The following is a 2,813-nucleotide window of genomic DNA, read 5'->3' on the forward strand; positions in this document are numbered from 1 at the left end:
CCCGCCCGGCTGGGCTCCCCCCACTCGTTGTCCCCGGGGGGGGGGGGCGGGGGGGGGGGGTGGGGGGGGGGGGGGGGGGGGTGAGGGATGGGGGGAGTTGGGTCAGTCGGTGAGGAGGATGCCGGTGAGCAGGACGCCCCGGGCCAGGTTGAGGACCTCGTCGCAGCCGGGGAAGCCGACCCGGGCCAGCGCCCCGGAGCCGGTCCGCCCGAACAGGTACGGGGCGATGCTGTAGGGGACCTCGGCGTTGACCGTCTCGCCGGTCTCGATCTGGACGAAGTCCATCTCCACCCGGTCGGCGGGCCAGTACCGCTGGAGGATGTCGCCGCCCCGGTCGAGGGCGGCGCGCAGGCCCTCGGCCCACTCCGCGTCGCCCATCTCCCGGCCGATGAGCACCCCGTGGCCGGCCGAGCCGTCGGCCGGCTTGACCACCAGGTTCTCCCGGTCGGCCAGGGCCCGGTCCAGCTCGGCGGCGGTGAACGCCACGGTGTGCGGCACGTACCGGTGGATCAGGGCCTGGTCGTCGGCGGAGAGCAGGTCCAGGTCCTCGTAGAGCCAGGCGAAGTTGATCTTGTTGCCGAGCAGCCAGGCGGCGGTGCTGACGAACATCGGCAGGGTGCCGGCGTGCAGCGCCCCGGCCACCGCGTCCAGGCCGGCGCTCGGGCTGACCCGGTTGGGCACGAAGAGGCGGAACAGCGCGTCGACCGGTGCGCCCCCGACGACCAGCCGCTTCGCGTCGTCCAGGGTCGCCGTGCTGACCGGGGCGATCACCAGGTCGATGCCGAACCGGCGGGCCTGGTCGACAAGCGGAGAGAGGATCTTGATGAAGTCGTCCGGGGTCTCCAGGCCGGGGTAGTCGGCGTCGAAGTCGAGCAGCAGCGCCACCCGGGCCCCGTCGGGCAGGGACAGCCCGTCGCGGATCGCCACGAACCGCTGGTCCAGCAGGGACGGGGCCGGCCGCACCGGCAGCCCGTCGAGGATGCCCCGCTCCTGGTAGAGCGCCGCGTACCGGCGGACCACCGTGTCGGCGTCGAAACCGCCGCCCAGACTGCTGTCGATGTTGTACTCGACGATCCTCGGCACCCCACCGGAGAGCAGCACGTCGGGCCGGTAGGCGGCGAGCAGCTCCTCGGACAGCTCCTCGGACTCGTCGAGCAGCCGCGTCGCCCCCTCGGGCACCCCGAGCAGCTCGCGCAGCTCCCCGGCGGTGCGGGCCCGCCGCCGGCAGGCGTCCAGGATGAGCTGGGCGATCCGGTCGCAGACCTCGTTCAGCTCGCGGAACGCGTCCGCCGGCATGACCGGGGGCCGGGCCAGCCGCCACTGCTTGTTGTACGTCGCGCAGCCGTAGAAGATCTCCCGCCAGGCGGCGGCCCCGCTGGACACCATCGCCGTACGGGTCGTCTCCGGCAGCTCGCGCCATGCCTGGCCGGGCTCGGGCCAGGGGTAGTTCGGATCGGTCATGATCTGTCCTTCATGGTCAGTTGGATGGCGGCGGTGAGTTGCTCGCGGCCCGGCTGCACGGCCCGGTCGAGCACCGGCGCGAAGGGCAGCACCGCACCGTCCGGCCGGGTGACCCGGCGCGGCGGCGCGACCAGCGGCACCCGTTCCAGCACCGAGGTGATGATCTCGGCGGCGATGCCGCAGGACCGGTTGGAGTCGTCGACGACCACCAGCCGGCCGGTACGGGACACCGAGTCGAGCAGGCCGTCGAGGTCGAACGGGTAGATCGTGCGCGGGTCGAACACCTCCACCGACACCTGGTCGGCCAGCTCCTCGGCGACGGCCAGCGCGTCGTGCACCAGGTGCCCGACGGCGACCACGGTGACGTCGTCGCCGGCCCGGCGGACCACCCCGCGCCCCAGCGGCACCGGGGCGAGGGTGGCGAAGTCGATGTCGTCTCGGACCTCCAGCGCGGCGGCCGGGGCGAAGACCACCACCGGGTCGTCGTGCCGGATCGCCGAGGCCAGCAGCCCGTACGCGTCGGCCGGGGTGGCCGGCACCACGGTGACGATCCCGACGTGGGCGAACAGCGAGTACGGGTGGTCGGAGTGCTGCCCCGCCCAGCCGGTGCGGGAACCGGAGCCGGGCACCAGGTAGGTGACCGGCACCGAGCACTGCCCGCCGGTCATCATCGGGAACTTGTGCGCGTGGTTGACGATCTGCTCGAAGACCAGGAACAGCAGGGACGGGATCTGGAACTCCACCACCGGCCGCAGCCCGGCCAGCGCCGCCCCGGTGGCGAAGCTGGTGAACGCCTGCTCCGACAGCGGGGTGTCCAGCACCCGGTCCGGCCCGAACCGCCTGAGCAGGCCCGGGGTGACGTTGGACGCGCCCACCCGGATGTCCTCGCCGAGCAGGAACACCGACTCGTCCCGGGTCATCTCGTCGGTCAGCGCCCGGGTCAGCGCCTTGCGGTACGACAGCCGTGGCATCTCAGGAGCCTCCCCGGGCGGTCAGCCCACTGGCGTACAGATGGTCCAGCGCACCGGCCGGGTCCGGTTCGGGGCCGGCCAGGGCGAACGCGACGGCCGCGTCGAGGGTCGCCTCCACCTCGGCGTCGACGGCCTCCCGGTCGGCCGGGGACAGCCGGGCACCCTGGATCTCCACCGGGTCCCGGGACCGGCCGTCGGCCACCTCCTGCGGCGTGCGGTACTCCAGGCGTACCGCGTGTTCGAAGGTGTGGTGGGCGTCGAACCGGTAGGTGCGGGCCTCGACCAGCTCCGGCCCGCCGCCGGCCCGCCTCCCCCCGCCGGCCGCGGCCGTGAACTGCCCGACCGCCGCCGCGTCCTGCCAGTCCACGACCTAGGCCTGGC

At 73.8% G+C, this 2,813-nt stretch carries 2 protein-coding genes and 1 pseudogene; all 3 read right to left on the reverse strand.

The window, feature by feature from the left end; genetic code table 11:
- Positions 1-102: 102 nt before the first annotated feature.
- Positions 103-1,461 (reverse strand): hypothetical protein, encoded by a 1,359-nt coding sequence (locus tag ACOJTC_RS25675; protein WP_420118816.1) that lies wholly within the window; start codon positions 1,459-1,461, stop codon positions 103-105.
- On the reverse strand, positions 1,458-2,432 hold the full coding sequence (locus tag ACOJTC_RS25680) for an alpha-ketoacid dehydrogenase subunit beta (protein ID WP_420118817.1): 975 nt from the start codon (positions 2,430-2,432) through the stop codon (positions 1,458-1,460). The genes ACOJTC_RS25675 and ACOJTC_RS25680 overlap by 4 nt, the downstream gene beginning before the upstream one ends.
- Position 2,433: 1 nt before the next feature.
- Positions 2,434-2,802 (reverse strand): annotated as a pseudogene (locus ACOJTC_RS25685) (thiamine pyrophosphate-dependent enzyme); the annotation flags it as partial.
- Positions 2,803-2,813 lie beyond the last annotated feature (11 nt).

This window comes from Micromonospora sp., assembly GCF_048594385.1.
Lineage (GTDB): Bacteria > Actinomycetota > Actinomycetes > Mycobacteriales > Micromonosporaceae > Micromonospora > Micromonospora wenchangensis.